At 75.2% G+C, this 17809-nt stretch carries 15 protein-coding genes; 12 read left to right on the top strand and 3 right to left on the bottom strand.

The window, feature by feature from the left end; translation table 11 throughout:
• Positions 1-51: 51 nt before the first annotated feature.
• From tatA to PKE99_RS10985, 5 genes are all read left to right on the top strand, one after another.
• Positions 52-366 (top strand): Sec-independent protein translocase subunit TatA, encoded by a 315-nt coding sequence (gene tatA / locus PKE99_RS10965; protein ID WP_037038892.1) that lies wholly within the window; start codon positions 52-54, stop codon positions 364-366.
• 61 nt (positions 367-427) lie between these two features.
• On the top strand, positions 428-1357 hold the full coding sequence (tatC, locus tag PKE99_RS10970; protein ID WP_081923644.1) for a twin-arginine translocase subunit TatC: 930 nt from the start codon (positions 428-430) through the stop codon (positions 1355-1357).
• A 75-nt stretch (positions 1358-1432) separates the two neighbouring features.
• Complete coding sequence (locus PKE99_RS10975; protein WP_037038896.1) at positions 1433-4198, top strand: DEAD/DEAH box helicase; 2766 nt, start codon at positions 1433-1435, stop codon at positions 4196-4198.
• Between the two features lie 469 nt (positions 4199-4667).
• Positions 4668-5636 carry a DUF4333 domain-containing protein gene (locus PKE99_RS10980; RefSeq protein ID WP_051736527.1) on the top strand — a complete coding sequence of 323 codons (969 nt, stop codon included), beginning with the start codon at positions 4668-4670 and terminating at the stop codon, positions 5634-5636.
• 82 nt (positions 5637-5718) lie between these two features.
• On the top strand, positions 5719-7062 hold the full coding sequence (locus PKE99_RS10985; RefSeq protein WP_197040384.1) for a GNAT family N-acetyltransferase: 1344 nt from the start codon (positions 5719-5721) through the stop codon (positions 7060-7062).
• 36 nt (positions 7063-7098) lie between these two features.
• Here the strand turns inward: PKE99_RS10985 and PKE99_RS10990 are convergent, their stop codons facing one another.
• Complete coding sequence (locus tag PKE99_RS10990) at positions 7099-8049, bottom strand: 5'-3' exonuclease (RefSeq protein WP_051736575.1); 951 nt, start codon at positions 8047-8049, stop codon at positions 7099-7101.
• 106 nt (positions 8050-8155) lie between these two features.
• On the opposite strand from PKE99_RS10990, the gene PKE99_RS10995 reads away from it, so the two are divergent.
• A complete protein-coding gene (locus tag PKE99_RS10995) occupies positions 8156-9283 on the top strand; it encodes a M24 family metallopeptidase (protein ID WP_037038899.1) in 1128 nt (375 codons plus the stop codon).
• A gap of 98 nt (positions 9284-9381) precedes the next feature.
• On the opposite strand, the gene PKE99_RS11000 is transcribed toward PKE99_RS10995, so the two are convergent.
• The gene (locus PKE99_RS11000; protein ID WP_231497993.1) at positions 9382-10440 is read right to left on the bottom strand and encodes a GDSL-type esterase/lipase family protein; all 1059 of its coding nucleotides are present in this window, start codon (positions 10438-10440) and stop codon (positions 9382-9384) included.
• Positions 10441-10733: 293 nt separating this feature from the next.
• Between PKE99_RS11000 and PKE99_RS11005 the strand changes: the two genes are divergently transcribed.
• From PKE99_RS11005 to PKE99_RS11030, 6 genes are all read left to right on the top strand, one after another.
• Positions 10734-10922: a PspC domain-containing protein gene (locus PKE99_RS11005; RefSeq protein ID WP_037038901.1), complete on the top strand. Its 189-nt coding sequence runs from the start codon at positions 10734-10736 to the stop codon at positions 10920-10922.
• A 64-nt stretch (positions 10923-10986) separates the two neighbouring features.
• Positions 10987-12483 carry an amidohydrolase gene (locus PKE99_RS11010; protein ID WP_156066927.1) on the top strand — a complete coding sequence of 499 codons (1497 nt, stop codon included), beginning with the start codon at positions 10987-10989 and terminating at the stop codon, positions 12481-12483.
• 185 nt (positions 12484-12668) lie between these two features.
• Positions 12669-13487, top strand: coding sequence for a PIG-L deacetylase family protein (locus PKE99_RS11015; protein ID WP_051736528.1), 819 nt, complete (start codon positions 12669-12671; stop codon positions 13485-13487).
• Positions 13488-13521: 34 nt separating this feature from the next.
• Positions 13522-15174 (top strand): apolipoprotein N-acyltransferase, encoded by a 1653-nt coding sequence (lnt, locus tag PKE99_RS11020; RefSeq protein ID WP_063739600.1) that lies wholly within the window; start codon positions 13522-13524, stop codon positions 15172-15174.
• Positions 15167-15958 (top strand): polyprenol monophosphomannose synthase, encoded by a 792-nt coding sequence (locus PKE99_RS11025; protein WP_051736529.1) that lies wholly within the window; start codon positions 15167-15169, stop codon positions 15956-15958. The genes lnt and PKE99_RS11025 overlap by 8 nt, the downstream gene beginning before the upstream one ends.
• Before the next feature lie 16 nt (positions 15959-15974).
• Positions 15975-16469, top strand: coding sequence for a phosphoribosyltransferase (locus PKE99_RS11030; protein ID WP_037038903.1), 495 nt, complete (start codon positions 15975-15977; stop codon positions 16467-16469).
• A 17-nt stretch (positions 16470-16486) separates the two neighbouring features.
• On the opposite strand, the gene PKE99_RS11035 is transcribed toward PKE99_RS11030, so the two are convergent.
• Positions 16487-17779 carry an MFS transporter gene (locus PKE99_RS11035; protein ID WP_037038905.1) on the bottom strand — a complete coding sequence of 431 codons (1293 nt, stop codon included), beginning with the start codon at positions 17777-17779 and terminating at the stop codon, positions 16487-16489.
• Between the last annotated feature and the right edge of the window lie 30 nt (positions 17780-17809).

Consider the following 17809-nt stretch of genomic DNA (forward strand, 5'->3'; position numbering starts at 1 on the left):
GGTACCGGTGCGTAGTATCGGGGCGAACCGGTTCCGTCGAAAGGACTGCTCATGCCGAGTCTCGGCGGGTGGGAGATCGTCATCCTCGTGGTGGTGGTGCTCCTGCTGTTCGGAGCCAAGAAGCTGCCCGACATGGCCCGCTCCGTCGGGCAGTCCGCCCGCATCTTCAAGGGCGAGATGAAGGGCATGAAGAACGACGGGAAGACCGAGGAGCCCGCGAAGCAGGAGCGTCCGGCCCCGCTCCCGCCGGCGCAGGGCACCACCACGGGCACCACCGGCAGCACGGGCACCTCCGCCACCGATTCGTCGGCCCCGGCGGCGCGGCCCGCGGAGCAGCCGGCGGAGCAGCGCGAGCACCAGCAGTAGGGCCGCGCTCGACGTGGTGAAGCTCAGCCTCCGTCGGACCCCGAAGAACCCCGACGGCACGATGACGCTCGTCGAGCACCTCTACGAGCTGCGCAACCGCCTCGGGATCTCGCTGCTGGCGATCGCGGTCACCACGGTCGTCGGCTACATCTGGTTCGAGGTCGGGTTCTTCGGCGCGCCGAGCCTGGGCGCGCTGCTCAAGGAGCCGTACTGCTCGCTGCCCGCCTCGTCGCGGGCGGTGTTCACCGCCGACGGGTCCTGCACCCTGCTCGGCACCGGGCCGTTCGACCAGTTCATGCTGCGTCTGAAGGTCGGCGCGGTCGCGGGCATCGTCCTGGCCTGCCCGGTGTGGCTGTACCAGATCTGGGCCTTCATCGTTCCCGGGCTGTACCCGAAGGAGCGCAAGTTCGCGCTGATCTTCGTCAGCACCGCGGCCGTGCTGTTCGTCGCGGGTGCGGTGCTCGCGTACTTCGTCGTCTCGCAGGGCCTGGCCTTCCTGCTGACGATCGGCAGCGAGGTGCAGACCACCGCGCTGACCGGCGAGAGCTACTTCGGGTTCGTCATCGCGCTGCTGCTGATCTTCGGCGTGAGCTTCGAGATCCCGCTGCTCGTCGTGATGCTCAACCAGGTCGGGATCCTGAGTTACGAGCGGCTGCGCAAGTCGCGGCGCGGGATCATCTTCGGCCTGTTCGTGTTCGCCGCGGTCGCCACGCCGGGGCAGGACCCGATCTCGATGACCGCGCTCGCGGCGGCGCTCACGCTGCTGTTCGAGCTCGCCATCCAGATCGCGCGGGTGCACGACCGGCGCAAGGCCAAGCAGCGCAAGGCCGAGGGCTGGGACGACTGGGATCCCGACGCCCCGTCGCCGATCGACACCACGCCCAGCCGGGTGGACGGGCCCAGCCGGATCGAGGAGCCGGGCGCCGTGCCGCCGCCCGCGCCGGTGAGCAGCGCGGAGCCGAGCGCCCGCAACGTCGACGACGTCACCTGAGCCCGGCCCGTCCGTGAGCGGGGTAACGGGCCCGTCCGACGGCGGAGTGCCGGTCTGGTGTGACAGCCTGGTCGGGTGGCCAGCAGCACACCGGCCCCCGCCGAGGCGTACGCCGCGGCCCGGGCCCGCGCCGCGCATCCGCGGCTGAGCGAGTTCGCCGGGTCCCTCCCCTTCGGTCTCGACGCCTTCCAGCGGGAGGCGTGCGAGGCGCTCGAGGACGGGCACGGCGTGCTCGTCTGCGCGCCGACCGGCGCGGGGAAGACCGTCGTCGGCGAGTTCGCCGTGCACCTGGCCCTGGCGCAGGGCCTCAAGTGCTTCTACACCACGCCGATCAAGGCGCTGTCGAACCAGAAGTACGCGGACCTGGTCGACCGGCACGGGGCCGCGGCCGTCGGGCTGCTCACCGGCGACACCAGCGTGAACGGCGACGCGCAGGTGGTCGTGATGACCACCGAGGTCCTGCGGAACATGATCTACGCGGGCTCGCGGTCGCTCGACCAGCTCGGCTACGTGGTGATGGACGAGGTGCACTACCTCGCCGACCGGTTCCGCGGCGCGGTCTGGGAGGAGGTCATCCTCCAGCTGCCCGAGCACGTCGCGCTCGTCAGCCTGTCGGCCACGGTGAGCAACGCCGAGGAGTTCGGGGACTGGCTGGTCGCCGTGCGCGGCGACACCGCCGTCGTCGTCGACGAGGTGCGGCCGGTGCCGCTGTGGCAGCACATGATGGTCGGCAACCGGCTCTACGACCTGTTCGCCGAGACGGGCGGCGAGCTGTCCGTCGATCCCGAGCTGCTGCGGCAGACCCGCGAGCTGTCCCGCCAGGACAACATGGCGACCTGGGTGACCGAGGGCCGCCGCGGCCGCTCGTCGGGCCCCGGGCGGGGCGGGCCGCCGCGCTCCCGCGGCGGCATCCGGCCGGCCTCGCGGGTCACGGTGATCGACCGGCTCGACCGGGCGGCCCTGCTGCCGGCCATCACCTTCGTCTTCAGTCGCGCGGGCTGCGACGCCGCGGTGGGCCAGTGCGTCCGGGCGGGGCTGCGGCTCACCACCGAGGCCGAGGTCACCGAGATCCGGCGGATCATCGAGAAGCACACCGGCGACCTGCCGCAGGCCGACCTGGGCGTGCTGGGCTACTGGGAGTGGCGCGAGGCGCTCGAGCGCGGCATCGCGGCACACCACGCGGGCATGCTGCCGGCCTTCAAGGAGACGGTCGAGGAGCTGTTCGTCGAGGGGCTCGTGCGGTGCGTCTTCGCCACCGAGACCCTGGCGCTGGGCATCAACATGCCGGCCCGGACCGTCGTCCTCGAGCGGCTGGTCAAGTACAACGGCGAGGCCCACGTCGACCTCACCCCGGGCGAGTACACGCAGCTCACCGGGCGCGCCGGGCGGCGGGGGATCGACGTGGAGGGGCACGCCGTCGTCATCTGGCAGCCCGGGGTGGACCCGGAGCACGTCGCCGGTCTCGCCTCCACCCGCACCTACCCGCTGCGCAGCTCCTTCCGCGCCGACTACAACATGACGATCAACCTCGTCGAGCGGCTCGGCATCGAGCAGGGCCGCGAGCTGCTGGAGCAGTCCTTCGGGCAGTTCCAGGCGGACCGGTCGGTGGTCGGGCTGGCGCGGCGGATCGAGCGCAACACCGAGGCGCTGCGCGGCTACGCCGAGTCCATGCAGTGCCACCTCGGGGACTTCACCGAGTACGCGCGGCTGCGCCGCCAGGTGTCCGACCGGGAGAAGTCGCTGCGCCGCCAGGGCTCGGCCGAGCGCCGCAACGAGGTCGCGGAGTCGCTGCGCACGCTGCGGCCGGGGGACGTCATCGCGGTGCCGGGCGGCCGCCGGGCCGGGCTCGCGGTCGTCCTCGACCCGCCGGGCGACCACGAGGACCCGCGGCCGCTGGTGCTCACCGAGGACCGTTGGGCGGGCCGGCTCTCCACCGCCGACTTCCCCGTCGCGGTCAGCACGCTCGGCCGGATGCGGCTGCCGAAGCGCGTCGACCACCGCTCGCCGCGGGTGCGGCGGGACCTCGCCTCGTCGCTGCGCAACACCGGCATCGTGCCGCCCACCCCGCACCGGCGGAAGCGCGGTGGCGGCGCCGCGGACGATCCCGAGCTCGCGGCGCTGCGTCGGGCGCTGCGGTCCCACCCCTGCCACGGCTGCGACGACCGCGAGGCCCACGCCCGCTGGGGCGAGCGGCACGCGCGGCTGGAGCGGGAGACCGAGCAGCTGCGCCAGAAGGTGCGGGCGACCACGCACTCGCTCGCCCGCGGCTTCGACCGGATCCGCGCGCTGCTCACCGAGCGCGGGTACCTCGACGGCGAGACCGTCACCGACCACGGGTACCGGCTCGCCCGGCTCTGGGGGGAGTCGGACCTGCTCGCCGCCGAGTGCCTGCGCCACGACCTGTGGGCGGACCTCGAGCCGGCCGAGCTGGCCGCGGTGGTGTCCGCCCTGGTCTACGAGTCGCGCCGGGACAACGCCCCGGTCCCGCGGGTCCCGCAGGGCGCCGTCACCGAGGCCCTCGCCGAGACCGTGCGGATCTGGGCAGAGCTCGAACAGGACGAGCGCCGGCACAAGATCGACCGCACGCGCGAGCCGGACCTCGGTTTCGCGTGGCCGATGCACCGCTGGGCCCGCGGCGAGTCGCTGGCCCAGGTCCTCGAGGCGGCCGAGCGCAACGGGCAGGAGCTGTCGGCGGGCGACTTCGTCCGCTGGGCCCGCCAGGTCCTCGACCTGCTCGAACAGATCGCTTCCGTGGCCGGGAGGACCACCGGCGTGGGGCGCAACGCCCACAAGGCGGCCCGCGAGGTCCGCCGCGGCGTCGTCGCGGCCGGGGTGGGGTGAGCGCTTCCTCGTCGTCTGTGCTCCGGCGGCCGCGTTCGCTGCGCAGGACGGCGTGATCGGCGGTCCGCGATCACGATGGGGTTCGTGGCGGTGTGAATGCGGGCGCCCAAGATCGTGCTGGTCCCGGGGACGGTCACCGAGCCCTCGGCAGCGTGACCCGGCTCTGGCCGTGATCGTCGGTCCGGACCGACGGCGGACGTAGGTGGCCGGGGAGCGACCCGTCTGGCGATCATGCGGCCGGTCGGACGGGGAGCAGCGGGGCCGGATGGGCGAGCGGGATGCACACCGCTGGTAGCAGCGCGCGCACCCAGGGTGGAAGTGGGTGGAGCGGGCGGCGACCGGCCGCGGCAGCGCGCCGAGGTGTGCTTGGATCGTTGCCCGGTGCGCGGACAGCGCAGCGCGGTGCGGAGGCGCGACGGGCGCCGGACGCACGAGAGGCACGGAACGCAGGACGGACGGAAGGTCGGCGATGAGCACCCCACGGGACCCGTACGGCGAGACGGACCGGGGCCACCGGGCCGCCGGCGGCCAGGGCGACGCGACCGGACCCGATCCGTCCGCCGGGACGGACCGCGACACCTACGGCGCCCCCTACGGCACCGGGACACCCGGGAACGAGAGCGGCGACGCGGCGGACGACTCCGCGTCGAGGACCGTGCCGCACACCGGGCGTTCCGGTTGGGACTTCAACCGCAGCGCCGAGGCCGACCCGCCCACCCCGGCCTACGGCTCGCCGGCCGTCGAGCACGGCGACACGACCGACACCACCGGCACGACCGGCACGCCGGGTGCCGGACACGACGCCACGCCGTCCCACGACCGGGCGCCGGAGAGCGGCGACACCGGCGGGTCCGAGTGGAGCGCCGCCGGCGGCTCCGGCTGGAGCTCGGGCGCCCAGGGCGAGGGCCCGGGCTGGGATCCGGCCGGGACGGCCGCCTGGGACCCGGAGGGCCCCCGGGGTCCGTCCGGCGGGTCGTGGGACCCCCAGAGCGACGACCGCACGGCGGCGCACCCCGCGCCCGGCGGCTGGGACCCGGCGGGCGCCGGGATCGGCGGTGCCGCGTCCGCGACCTCGGCTCTGCCCGGCGGGCAGAGCCGCGCCTCGCGCCGCCGCGGACGGTCCGGCGGTGGCGGGAAGAAGCTGATCGCCGGCGCCGCGGTGCTGGTGGTCGTGCTGGCGGTCCTGGCCGTGACCGCGTTCTGGAAGCCGGGCTTCCTCGTGACCGAGGAGTTCGACCAGCAGGCGCTGCAGGCCGGGGTGACCCGGATCCTCACCCAGGACTACGGCCTCGGGGCCACCGGCGTGAGCTGCCCCGAGGGGCAGAAGGTCGAGGCCGGCGCGACCTTCACCTGCTCCGCGAACGTCGACGGCGAGGCGGTCGAGGTCCCGGTCACGGTCCTCGACGACCAGGGCACCTACCAGGTCGGCCGCGTCTGACGGCAGCGCGCGGCGCCGCCGGGATCCGCGCGCCCGGATTTCGGGTGACAGCGGACGGCCCGGGGCCGGAGGATCGGCTCTCGTGAGCACGACCGGTACCGAATCCCGCGAGCCCGAGACCGACGCCCCGCACACGCCGCCGTCGCCGGACGGCGCGGCGCGTCCCGCCGCCGAGGTGCGGCTGCTGGAGCCCGGCGAGTTCCGGGCGGCGCACGCCCTCTTCGGCGCCGCCCTCCACGCCGGCGGCCCCGTCGACGACGACCACTGGGCCCTCACCCGGCTCTCCTACGCCCCGGGCCGCACGTTCGGCGTGGACCTGCCCGCGGGCACCCTCGCCGGGACCGCCATGAGCTTCGGATCCGCGCTCACCGTGCCCGGCGGGGCGCGGGTCCCGATGGCAGCCGTCACCCGCGTCGGCGTCCGGGCCGACCGGACGCGCCGCGGCCTGCTCACCGCGCTCATGCGCGAGCAGCTGACCGACGCCGCCGACCGCGGCGAGGTCGCCGCGACCCTGCGGGCCAGCGAGGCGCGCATCTACGGCCGCTTCGGCTACGGCGTCGCCAGCCGCGGGCGGAACCTGCGCGTGGCCGCGGGGGCGCGCTTCCGCCCCCACACCCCGTCGGGCGGGGAGGTCCGGCTGCTCCATCCCGAGGAGGCCGCTCCGCTCCTGCCGTCGCTCTACGCGCGCATCCTCGGCGCCACGACGCGCCCGGGCCCGATCGTGCGCGACGAGGGCTGGTGGGCGCACGTCCTGCGCCCCCGGCGCAGTGCCGACGGCGCCCGGGGTATCGCGGTGCACACCGGCCCGGACGGCGACGACGGCTTCGCCACCTGGACCGTCCGCCAGGAGGGCACGGACTTCGGCGAGAACGTCCTCGAGCTCGGCGACCTGCACGCCGCCACCCCGCAGGCCACGGCCGGCCTGTGGCGCTTCCTGCTGGGCATCGACCTCCTCCGCGCCGTCTCGGCGCACCTGCGGCCGCTCGACGAACCCGTGGACCTCCACCTCGAGGACCCGCGGGCCTGCCGCACCACCGGTATCGGCGACGAGACCTGGCTGCGTCTGCTCGACGTACCGGCCGCCCTCGCCGCCCGGACGTGGGGCGAGGCGGGGGGTGAGCCGCTCCGGATCCGCGTGCACGACGCCCTCTTCGCCGGCAACGACGGCGTACACGTGATCGGCGCCCACCCGACCGCCACGAACGGCGCGTATCCCACGGACCCCGCGCCGGCCGAGGACGGCCCGGCCGACCTCGAGTGCGACGTCACGGGCCTCGCGATGGCCTACCTCGGCGACCGGCGGCCCTCCGAGCTGGTCGCGAGCGGCTGGTGGACCGCGCACGACCGCGCCGCCGTTCCCCGAGCGGACCAGCTGTTCGCGGCCCCGGCGATGAGCGGCGTGCCGTGGTGCGGGACGTTCTTCTGACTCGGCAGGGGACCGCCGGTGAGGGCGACCGGGGGGTCAGCCCTTGAGCGCCGCCACCAGGCGGTCCACGGACCCGCCCAGGCCCCAGCGCTCCGCCAGGGCCGCGAGCGCTCCGGCGTCCGCGGGGGAGTCGGGGAGCGCGTCGGACCGCGACAGCTCCACCGGCGCGTCCTGCACCACGCGCACGACCGGCTCGACGACGGCCAGGTAGTCCGCCGCCTTGCCGAGCTTGCTCCGCACGCTCGCGGCGAGCCGCGTGTCGGCGGTGTCGCCGACGGCCGCGACCAGCTCGGACCACGAGCCGAACTTTCCGACCAGCGTGGCCGCCGTCTTCGCCCCGACCCCCGGGACGCCGGGCAGCCCGTCCGAGGGGTCGCCGCGCAGCATCGCCATCTCGGCGTAGGCCTCGCCGGCCCGGTCCCGCGGCACGCCGTACTTCTCGGCGACCTCCGCCGGCCCGAGCAGCTCGGCCTTGGCCAGCCCGCGGCCGACGTAGAGCAGCCGCACGGGCGTGGGCTCCTCCCGCACGATCTGCATGAGGTCCCGGTCGCCGCTCACGCCGAGCACCGGATCGCTGGCCTCGCGGTGGGCCAGGGTGCCGATCACGTCGTCCGCCTCGTGCCCCTCCGCGCCGCCCGTGGCGATTCCCGCCGCGGCCAGGACGTCGAGGATGATCGGCACCTGCGGCTCGAGGGTGTCCGGCACCTCCTCGGGGATCCCCGCGGGTGCGGTGTCCGGCCCGCTCCCGGGAGTGGAGCCCTCGATCCGGTGCGCCTTGTAGGAGGGCAGCGCCTCCACCCGGAACGCCGGGCGCCAGTCGAGGTCCAGGCATGCGACGAGGCGCGCGGGGCGGTGCTCGGCGACGAGCCGGGCGATCATGTCGGTGAACCCGCGGACCGCGTTGACCGGGGTCCCGTCGGGCGCCGTGATCGACTCGGGCACGCCGTAGTAGGCGCGGAAGTACATGCTCGCGGCGTCGAGCAGCATCAGCGAGCCGGCGGGGGCCTGCGGGGCCGGGTTCCGGGGGGCCGTCACGGTGAGCCAGCATGCCAGGTGGGGACGACGCGCAGCGTGAGCGCCCTAAGCTCGGCCCATGAGCCACGCCGTCCCCACCGAGCTGCTCGCCGACCGGTTGCGCCGGGCCGGCGAGGTCGCCGCCGAGCAGGGCGCCGACGTCCTCCTCATCACCCCCGGCACGGACCTGCGCTACCTGGTCGACCACGCCGGCGAGTCCCACGAGCGGCTGACCTGCCTCGTGCTCCCGGCCGCGGGCCACCGGGCCCCGCCGGCCCTGGTCGTGCCGCGGCTGGAGGCCCCCGGGTTCGACGTCGCCACCCTCGAGGCGCTCGGCGTCGAGGTCCTCACCTGGACGGACGGCGAGGACCCCTACCTGCTCGTCTCCGACCTCGCGGGCGGCCCCACCCGGATGGCGGTGGCCGACGGGATGCCGGCGCGGCACGTGTTCGGCCTGCGGGACGCCTTCCCGGACGTCCGCCAGGCGCTCGCCGGGCCGGTCCTGCGCGAGCTGCGGATGCGCAAGGACGCCGCGGAGGTGGCCCAGCTCCGCGAGGCGGGCGCCGCCATCGACCGCGTGCACGCGCGGATGGGCGAGATCCTCAAGCCCGGCCGGACCGAGGCGCAGGTCGGCGCGGACATCGCGGCCGCGATCGTGGCGGAGGGCCACACCGAGGCCGCGTTCGTGATCGTCGGCTCCGGGCCCAACGGCGCCAGCCCGCACCACGACGTGTCCGACCGGGTCATCGAGCCCGGCGACGTCGTGGTCATCGACATCGGCGGCCCGCTCGCCAGCGGCTACAACTCGGACTGCACCCGCACCTACGCGGTCGGGGCGGAGCCGTCGGCGCAGATCCGCGAGACCTACGCCGTGCTGCAGGAGGCGCAGGAGCGCTCGGTGCAGGCGGTGCGCCCGGGCGTGACGGCCGAGTCGGTCGACGAGGCCGCCCGCGCCCCGATCACCGAGGCCGGCTTCGGCCCGCGGTTCGTGCACCGCACCGGCCACGGCATCGGGCTCGACGTGCACGAGGAGCCCTACATCGTGGGCGGCAACGCGCTGACCCTCGAGCCCGGCATGGCCTTCAGCGTGGAGCCGGGCATCTACCTCGACGGCGAGTGGGGCGCCCGGATCGAGGACATCGTGGTCGTGACCGAGACCGGCGCCGAGCGCCTGAACAACGGGCCGCGGAACCTGGTCGTCCTCTGAGAACCCATCGGCTCCCGAAGCCGAGGCCCCTTCGAACGAGGGGGCAGTCCGCCGATTCCCTTCACCGCCGTCGACCGGGGCCGCGGGCGCGGTCCTGATCACGCCGCCACCTCCGGGTGCGCGGTCCCGTCCCGGCCGGGTACGCACGCCGTGCGCGCCGCGGTGCCGCCGACGAACTCGCGGAGGCACCCGGCGATCGCGGTGTGCGCCGCCGCGGTCGGGTGGAACGACTCCTGGAACAGGTGCCGGCCCGCCGTGTCGAGCGCGCCCTGGACGAGCGTCCGCGGATCGACGGTGAGCCGGCGCTGCCACTCGTCGCGCAGCGGGCCCGTGCACGCCTCGCGCCCCTCGGCGAGCCGCGTGAGGTCGAGGAACCGCGCGCCCACCCGCTCGGCCACCGCACCGATGGTGGCGGCGAGCTGCGGGAAGGCGTCGGTGCGCGCCCAGCCGGCGTCGGGCCGGGAGTACGGGCAGCCCTGGACGGCGTGCCAGGCCGGCATCGCCTCGCTGCCCGGCGCGGCGTAGGACAGCAGCACGAACGCGTAGCCGTCCGGCGGGTAGCCCGCCTCGGACATCGCCGCGCGGACGTCCCGGGCGGCCGCCTCGATCCGTGGCGCCACCGCCCCGAGCCGGTCGGCCCAGCCCGGGCCGACGGTCGTGCGGCACCCCGGCTCCCGCAGATCGAGGAAGGCCCGGATGCAGGCGACCGCGACGCCGGACAGGTCCGGCTCGTCGTTCGCGCCCACCTGCAGGGTCACCGCCCGCACCTGGTGCCGCCGCGCGACCTCCACCAGCCGCTGCGCCTGCGATCCCTCGGTGTGGTGCACCGCCGCGCCGAAGGCGACGTGCTCGGCACCCGCGCCGGAGCAGGCGAGGTTCACGGCGACCTCCGCCAGCGCGCTGCGGTGCACGTAGGCCGCGGGGGAGCGGTGGCACCAGTTCCCGCCCTCGCCGCGGGTGCCCGCCTCGTAGTCGCCGGCGCCCTCGCCGGAGGCCGCGCTGTCGCCCAGCGCGACGACCGCCGTCGGCCGTGGATCGGGTGGCACGCCGGCGGCCGAGGCCGGAGGGGCCGCCCCGACCGTGACCAGCGCGGTGAACAGGACGACCACCGGGAGCGAACGACGGCGGGGCGGCACGGGGAGCAGGTGGGTCGGCACGCGGCGGACGTTAGGAGCGCCGACGCCGCCGGTGGGGTCGTCGTCGCTCCGCTGTGGACAACCCCGGTCCCGGGCACGCGGAACCGCGGCCACGGGCCCGGCCGAGGGTCCTGCTGTGGACAACCGCGTGCGGCCGGCCGGAACTGTCGGTGGGGCGTGCTCCGTCGCCCCCTCGGGGGAACCCCGGACCTTCTCCGGGCGTTGTCCGGAGGCACCCACCCCGCCGAGACGGCATCGTGAGGTGCAGGGCGGCGAGAACCGCCGCCGACCGGAACGAGGAGCTCGACGAAACCATGGCAACCACCCTCACCCGCCCGCGCAACGGCGCCGTGATCGCCGGTGTCTGCGCCGGCCTCGCGCAGCGCTTCGGCCTGAGCCCGTTCGTGGTGCGGCTGATCTTCCTGCTGTCCTGCCTGCTCCCGGGCCCGCAGTTCGTGATCTACATCGTGCTGTGGATCATCATGCCGAAGGCCCCCTACTGATCGACCCGACAGTGATCGCCCCGGTGGCGGTCGACCGGGCAGGGGTGCGGTAGACACCCGGACCGTGTCCCGCACCCTGCTCACCGGCCTCCGGCTGCCCGACCGGCCCGGTCCCGTCGCGATCGAGACCGAGGCCGGTCGCGTCACCTGGACCGGTGAACCCGAGCAGGCCCGGGACCGGAGCGGTGCGCGCGTCGAGGACCTGGACGGGGTGCTGCTGACCTCGCCCTTCGTCGACGCGCACGTCCACGCGACGGCCTCCGGCCTCCTGCTCGACGGCCTGGACCTCACCCCCTGCGCGACCGCGGAGGAGGTCCTGGCCGCGGTGGCCGCGGCCGCGGGTGCCGCCCCGGCGTCGGCCGTCGTGTGGGGGCACGGCTGGGAGGAGGACCGCTGGTCCGGCGCCCCGCCCACCCGGGCGGAGCTGGATCGCGCCGCCGCGGGCCGGGCCGTCTACCTCAGCCGGATCGACGTCCACTCGGCCCTGGTGTCCACCGCCCTGGTCGACCGGGCCCCGGGTGCCGTCCGGGCCGCGGGGTGGAGCCCGACCGGCCCGTTGAGCGCCGACGCCCACCACCACGTCCGCCGCGCCGCGCTCGCCGCCCTCGACCCCGCGCAGCGCCGCTCGGCCCAGCGCGCCTTCCTCGACCACGCCGCCGCCCACGGGGTGGCGGAGGTGCACGAGTGTGCCGGCCCGGAGATCTCCGGCCGCGCGGACCTGGCAGACCTGCTCGGGAGCGGGCACGGCGTGCACGTCGTCGGCTACTGGGGCGAGGCCGTCGACAGCCCGGAGGCCGCCGCCGCGCTCCGTGCAGGGACCGGCGCGCACGGCCTGGCGGGCGACCTCTTCGTCGACGGCTCGCTCGGCTCCCGCACGGCGGCGTTGCACACCCCGTACCGGGACGCCCCCGGCTGCACCGGCAACCGCTACGTCGAGCCGGAGACCCTGGCCGCGCACCTCACGGCCTGCACCCGCGCGGGGATCCAGGCGGGCTTCCACGTGATCGGCGAGGCCGCGGTCGAGGACGCCGTCGCCGCGCTGGAGGAGGCCGCCCGCCGGACCTCGCCCGCCGCGGTCCGCGCCGTCCGGCACCGCCTCGAGCACCTGGAGATGGTCGACGCCGGCCAGGCGGCCCGGCTGGCGGCGCTCGGGGCCGTGGCCAGCGTCCAACCGCTCTTCGACGCCCTCTGGGGCGGCCCCGACGGCATGTACACCGCCCGGCTCGGGGCCGAGCGGGCCCGCGGCATGAACCCCTTCCGCGCGCTGGACGAGGCCGGCGTCGTGCTCGCCTTCGGCTCGGACTCCCCGGTCACCCCGCCGGACCCCTGGGCCGCGGTCCGCGCCGCAACCGCCCACCGCACCCCGTCGTCGTCGGTCGACGAGGCCACCGCCCTGGCCGCGCACACCGCCGGCGGCCGGCACGCCGCGGGCGGCTCCGGCACACCCGTTCCGGTGACCGGCGGCCCGGCCTCCTTCGCGCTCTGGGACGGCACGGAGTGCCTGCGCACGGTGCGGGAGGGCCGGGTCCTGCACCGCACCGGGGGCGGACCCGAGGAGTGACGTCGGGCGCCCCCGCTTCCGGCGGAGGGCATCGGTCTGGCATCCTGTTGCGCGTGATCGACCGGACCGGCCGCCGCCCCCTCGTGGGTCGCTGCTGTCCGGGGTGTTGTCGCTGTTGCCGCTGACACCCCCGGAACCGTCCGCCCGCCGCACCTCCGCGGCCCGCACAGATCGCGATCACCTCCATGACCGCTCCCGCGGCCCCTGTCCTGAACTCCGCCGTCTCCGCCGCCCCGGCGCTCGCCGAGCCGGACCTGCGCGGGCACACCGTCGTCGCCCTCCACCCGCACCCGGACGACGAGGCGATCTTCACCGGCATCACCCTGCGCCGCCTGGCCGACGCCGGCGCCCGGGTCGTGCTCGTCATGGCCACCGGCGGTGAGCTGGGCGGCTCCCGCCTCCCGCTGCGCCCCGGCGAGACCGTGCGGCAGCGCCGGCTCGCCGAGCTCGAGCACGCCGCCGAGCTGCTCGGCGTGGCCCGCCTCGTGCTCCTCGGCCGCCGCGACTCCGGCCTGCCCGGCGGCCCGGACAGCACCCACGCCCGCGCGCTCGCCGGCGCGGAGCCGCTCGCCCTGGCCAGCCGGCTCGCCGAGATCGTCGACGACGAGGGCGCCGGCACCCTGCTCGCGGACGACGAGCTGGGCGTCTACGGCCACCCCGACCACCGGATGGCCGGCGTGGTCGGCACCATCGCCGCCGAGCTGACCGGCGCCGACTCCTACCTCGCGACGGTCGACCGCAACGGCCTCGGCCCGGACGGGCACCTCGTGCACGGCGCCGCCCGCGCCGCGTCGGTGCCCTTCGGCCGCGAGGGCGCCGAGATCGCGCTGACCGTCGCCGGCGACGCCCGCCACCTCGCGGTCAAGCGGGCCGCGATCCTCGCGCACGCCAGCCAGGTCGACCCGGCCGCGCTCCCGGAGCACGACTTCGCCGCCGCCTACGGTCGCGAGTGGTTCCGCCGCACCGGTCCCGCGACGCGCCCGGGCGTCCTGGACCTCCTCTGACAGCTCCGGCACGAGCGCGCCGTAGGCTCTCCCCGTGGCCGCTCCGACCGTCGACCCCGCGCAGGCCGGGTCCGCCCCCCGGGTCCCGCGGTCCACCCGGTCGCTGCAGCTGCTGGCCCGGGCGCTCCCGGCGATCGCCGCCGGAGTGGTGCTCTACCTGAGCTTCCCGCCGCGCGGGCTGTGGTGGCTGGCGCCGCCGGTGTTCGCGGTGCTCGGCGTGCTGCTGCGCGGGGTGCGCGCCCGGCGCGGGTTCCTGCTCGGTCTCCTGTTCGGCCTCGGCTTCCTGGTCCCGCTGCTGAGCTGGACCGGGAGCTTCGTCGGGGCGCTGCCGTGGCTGGCCCTGTGCCTCTTCGAGGCGCTCGCGTTCGGCCTCGCCGGTGCGGGGATGGCGGCGACGTCCCGGCTGCCCGCCGCGCCGCTCTGGGGCGCCGCCGTGTGGGTCGCCGCCGAGGCGCTGCGCAGCCGGGTCCCGTTCGGCGGCCTGCCCTGGGGGAGGGTGGGGTTCGGCCAGCCCGAGGGCCTCTTCCTGCCCGCGGCGTCGGTCGGCGGGGTGCCGCTGCTGTCGTTCGTCACCGTGCTCGCCGGGCTCGCGCTCGGCGAGCTCGTCCGGCGCCTGGTGCGCCGGGAGGTCCGCGCCGCGGTGGTACCGGCCGTCCTGCTGGTGATCGCGCTGGTGGCGGGCCCGGTGGCCGGGCTCGTCCCGGCGACCGTGAACGGCCCGTCGAAATCGATCACCGTCGCCGCGATCCAGGGCAACGTGCCGCGGCTGGGTCTGGACTTCAACGCCCAGCGCCGCGCCGTGCTGGACAACCACGTCGAAGTCACCGAGCAGCTCGCGACCGACGTGGCGGCGGGCCGCCGGCCGCAGCCCGACGTCGTGATCTGGCCGGAGAACTCCTCCGACATCGACCCGTTCCGCAACGCCGACGCCGCCGCCGTGATCTCCCGGGCCGCCGCCGCGATCAGGGCGCCGATCCTGGTCGGGTCGGTCCTGGTCAACTCCGACCGGACGGCCAGCAACGCGATCCTGGTGTGGGACCCGGTGCTGGGCCCGGTCGCGCGCAACGACAAGCGGCGGATCCAGCCCTTCGGCGAGTACATGCCGTGGCGGTCGTTCTTCCGGCTCTTCTCCAGCTACGTCGACCGTGCCGGCAACTTCGTCCCCGGTCCCGGTCCCGGCGTGCTGCAGGCCGGGGGCGCGGAGATCGGCATCGCGATCTGCTGGGAGATCGCGTTCGACGACCTGGTGGCGGACAGCGTCTCGGCGGGTGCCACGATGCTCGCCGTCCCCAGCAACAACGCCACGTTCGGCCTGTCGGAGATGACGTACCAGCAGCTGGCTATGTCCCGCGTGCGGGCGGTCGAGCACGACCGGCCCGTCGTGGTCGCGACCACCTCGGGGGTGAGCGCGACGATCACCCCGGAGGGCGCCGTGACCGGCAGTACCGGGCAGTTCGTGCCCGGAACCCTGGTCGCTGTCGAGTCGCTGGAGGACACGACTACGCTGGCCACTCGGCTGCGATCCGTGCCCGAGTGGGTGCTGACCGCAGTGGGAGTCATGGCGATCGGCGCCGCGCTGCTGGCCGGAAGGCGGGCACGCCGGGGTGCGGCCGCCGCGCAGGAGGGGGCGGGGCCCCGCAGGGGGCCCACGGAGGCCCCCCGGGCAGGAGAGGACGTCGATGGCTGAGCCCCCGGGACCGGTCCTGGTGGTCATCCCGACCTACGAGGAGCGGGAGAACCTCGGCCGGGTCGTCGCGCGGCTCAACGCGGCCGTGCCCGACGCGGACATCCTGGTCGTCGACGACGCCAGCCCGGACGGCACGGGCGAGCTCGCCGAGGAGATGGCGGCGAAGGACCCGCGGGTGCGCGTGCTGCACCGCGAGGGCAAGAACGGCCTCGGCGCCGCCTACCTCGCCGGTTTCCGGCACGCCCTGAGCGGCGAGCACCAGGTCGTCGTCGAGATGGACGCGGACGGCTCGCACGCCCCCGAGGACCTGCCGGCCCTGCTGGCCGCGCTGGAGGAGGGCGCGGGCGCCGACCTCGTGCTCGGCTCCCGGTACGTGCCCGGCGGCGAGGTCGTCAACTGGCCCGCCCACCGCGAGTGGCTCTCCCGCGGCGCGAACCTGTACGCGCGGCTGGCCCTGGGCGCGGACGTCCGCGACATCACCGCCGGCTACCGCGTCTACCGGCGGCAGGTGCTCGAGCAGCTCGACCTCGACTCGGTGATCTCGCAGGGCTACTGCTTCCAGATCGACCTCGCGTGGCGCGCGCTGCAGGCCGGCTTCCGCGTGGTCGAGGTGCCGATCACCTTCACGGAGCGGCAGATCGGCTCGTCGAAGATGGACGGCGCCGTGATGCTCGAGGCGTTCGTGAACGTCGCGCGGTGGGGCTTCGAGCACCGGTTCCGCCGGTTCCGCCCCGCCCGCGGCACCCGGGACACCGCAGCTGGCGAAGGCTCCGTCCGCGCCTGATCGTTAGGCTCCGGCCATGAGCGGTGCGGAGCGCGAGACGCTGACCTGGGACCTGTTCGGCACGGCCTCCCGCGAGCTGGCCGAGCAGATCGCCGACAGCGGCTACCGGCCGGACATCATCCTGTCGGTCGCGCGCGGCGGGCTGTTCGTGGCCGGCGCCCTCGGCTACGCGCTCAGCGTGAAGAACCTGCACGTCATGAACGTCGAGTTCTATACCGGCGTGGGGGAGCGGCTGCCGCTGCCGGTCATGCTGCCGCCCGTCCCCAACGTCGTCGACCTGTCGGGGGCGACGGTCCTCGTGGCGGACGATGTTGCCGACACCGGCGCCACGCTGAAGCTGGTGCGGGACTTCTGCGGCGAGCACGTGGCGGACGTCCGGTGCGCCGTCGTGTACGAGAAGCCGCAGAGCGAGGTGCGCTGCGAGTACGTCTGGCGGCACACCCCGCTCTGGATCAACTTCCCCTGGTCGACGCTGCCCCCGGTCGTCCAGGCCGAGGTGCTCGACGCCTGAGGCTCCCTAAAGGGGCCTCAGGGCGGCAGCGGCTCGTCCTTGGTCTCGTGCAGGAAGGGCAGCATGACGAGCCCGAGCAGGTACGCCGTCCCCATGTAGAGCGCGGCGCGGGAGACCCCGCCGAAGGTCGCGATGAGCGAGCCGGACACGATCGGGCCGATCCACGCGATGAGCCGGGTGGCGTTGAAGACGAATCCGGTCGCGGTGGAGCGGACCGTCGAGCCGAACAGCTCCGGCAGGTAGATCGCGAACCAGGCGAAGCCACCGAGGGTGAAGGCACCGTTCACCAACGCGACCACCTGGAACGCCACGGGGCCGCCCCACCAGAGATAGGTGATCGGCGTCATCACCAGGGAGCCGCCGAAGATGATCGCGACGAGCCACCGCCTGCCGAGGGCGTCGGCGACGAACCCGCTCGCGATGTAGCCCAGGATGGCCCCGACGTTGTAGAACACGACCGCCAGCGCACCCCAGCTCTCCGGGTGGGCGACTCCGCTCGCGCGGGCCAGCGGGACGGCGAACTGCGGGAGGAACGCCGACACCGCGTACCAGCCGATGATCGTGCCGAGGGACAGCACGAGCAGCACCAGGACGCGCCGACGGCTGACCGGGTCGGCGAAGAGCCTGTGCAGGGTGAACGTGCGCTTCTCGTGCGCCTGCTTCTCCGCCGCGACCGCGTCCTGCCAGCGTCGCGACTCCTCCAGGCGTCGCCGGATGTAGAGGACGAGGAAGGCGGGCGCGATCCCGATGACGAACATCCAGCGCCACGCCCCCGGACTCGATCCCTGGATGAGGAACCAGATCAGGGCGGCCAGCAGCGTGCCGAAACCGAACCCGGACTGCATGAACCCGGCGCCCTTGGCCCGCGCCCGGTCCGGCCAGGTCTCCTGCAGCAGGACCGTCCCGGTGGCCCACTCGCTGCCCATCGCGATGCCCGTGAGGATCCGGAAGGCGATCAGCATCTCGAACGACGTGCTCAGCGCCGTAAGACCGGTGAACAACGCGTAGCCGACGATCGCGAACAGCATGACCCGCCTGCGGCCGACGTAGTCGGCGAGCACGCCTCCGACGAGCCCCCCGATGCCCCAGCCGAGCAGGGTCAACCCGATCGCGAGCCCGGAGTAGAACCCGATGCTGCCCCGCTGGTCCGCCGGCAGCAGCTGGGCCAGCGCGGGCGCCACCACCACGACGAGCGCCTGGGTCTCGTAGCCGTCGAAGGCCCATCCCGCGAACGTCGCGTAGAGGACCCGACGGTGGTTGCGGTTCAGCCCCGCGTACCACGGGGTCCGCCGCGTCTCCACCTCGGCCATGGCACCCCCTCGTGCTGGCGGCGAAGGGAC

Source organism: Pseudonocardia halophobica (assembly GCF_027922425.1).
Classification (GTDB): domain Bacteria; phylum Actinomycetota; class Actinomycetes; order Mycobacteriales; family Pseudonocardiaceae; genus Pseudonocardia; species Pseudonocardia halophobica.

Excerpts from the sequence above, each read along its gene's own strand:
- PKE99_RS10980 (WP_051736527.1), top strand. The coding sequence starts at position 4,668 with ATGAGCACCCCACGGGACCCGTACGGCGAGACGGACCGGGGCCACCGG.
- PKE99_RS11035 (WP_037038905.1), bottom strand. The coding sequence starts at position 17,779 with ATGGCCGAGGTGGAGACGCGGCGGACCCCGTGGTACGCGGGGCTGAAC.
- tatC (WP_081923644.1), top strand. The coding sequence starts at position 428 with ATGACGCTCGTCGAGCACCTCTACGAGCTGCGCAACCGCCTCGGGATC.
- PKE99_RS10995 (WP_037038899.1), top strand. The coding sequence starts at position 8,156 with ATGAGCCACGCCGTCCCCACCGAGCTGCTCGCCGACCGGTTGCGCCGG.
- PKE99_RS10990 (WP_051736575.1), bottom strand. The coding sequence starts at position 8,049 with ATGCTGCTCGACGCCGCGAGCATGTACTTCCGCGCCTACTACGGCGTG.
- tatA (WP_037038892.1), top strand. The coding sequence starts at position 52 with ATGCCGAGTCTCGGCGGGTGGGAGATCGTCATCCTCGTGGTGGTGGTG.
- PKE99_RS11015 (WP_051736528.1), top strand. The coding sequence starts at position 12,669 with ATGACCGCTCCCGCGGCCCCTGTCCTGAACTCCGCCGTCTCCGCCGCC.
- PKE99_RS11030 (WP_037038903.1), top strand. The coding sequence starts at position 15,975 with ATGAGCGGTGCGGAGCGCGAGACGCTGACCTGGGACCTGTTCGGCACG.
- PKE99_RS11005 (WP_037038901.1), top strand. The coding sequence starts at position 10,734 with ATGGCAACCACCCTCACCCGCCCGCGCAACGGCGCCGTGATCGCCGGT.
- PKE99_RS11025 (WP_051736529.1), top strand. The coding sequence starts at position 15,167 with ATGGCTGAGCCCCCGGGACCGGTCCTGGTGGTCATCCCGACCTACGAG.